At 66.4% G+C, this 425-nt stretch carries 1 protein-coding gene; it reads right to left on the reverse strand.

The genetic code is table 11. From position 1 onward, the window contains the following. Positions 1 to 155: 155 nt before the first annotated feature. Positions 156 to 425: nucleotide exchange factor GrpE (gene grpE / locus I6F36_RS39010; RefSeq protein WP_225173295.1), on the reverse strand; the 270-nt coding region annotated here is incomplete at its 5' end.

Raw genomic sequence — 425 nt, forward strand, 5'->3', positions numbered from 1 at the left:
CAGTACGCCGGTGACCATCGTGCAATGGCTGCGCTTCGGCGCGCAGACCTCGCTGCGCATCATCGGCTCCTCGCCGCGCACGCAATGGTCGACCGCATTTCCGCGCTTCCGCGGCGTGCGCGACGGGATTGAGCCGCGCTGACGCCGGTTCAGTACTACTGTGCGGCCGAAGCCGGCGCTGTCTTTGCGCCGCCCTTGGAGACACCGACGAGCGCGGGACGCAGCACGCGGTCGCCGATCGTGTAGCCGGCCTGCACGACCTGCACCACCGTACCCGATGGCACTGAGGGATCGGGAACCTCGTACATCGCCTGCTGGAAGTTCGGGTCGAACTTCTCGCCGGTGGGATCGAATTTCTTGACGCCGTTCTTCTCCAACGTGGCGTGCAGCGAACGCTCGGTCAGTTCGACGCCCTCGATCAGGGC

Source organism: Bradyrhizobium sp. BRP19, assembly GCF_020194195.1.
Classification (GTDB): Bacteria; Pseudomonadota; Alphaproteobacteria; order Rhizobiales; family Xanthobacteraceae; genus Bradyrhizobium; species Bradyrhizobium yuanmingense.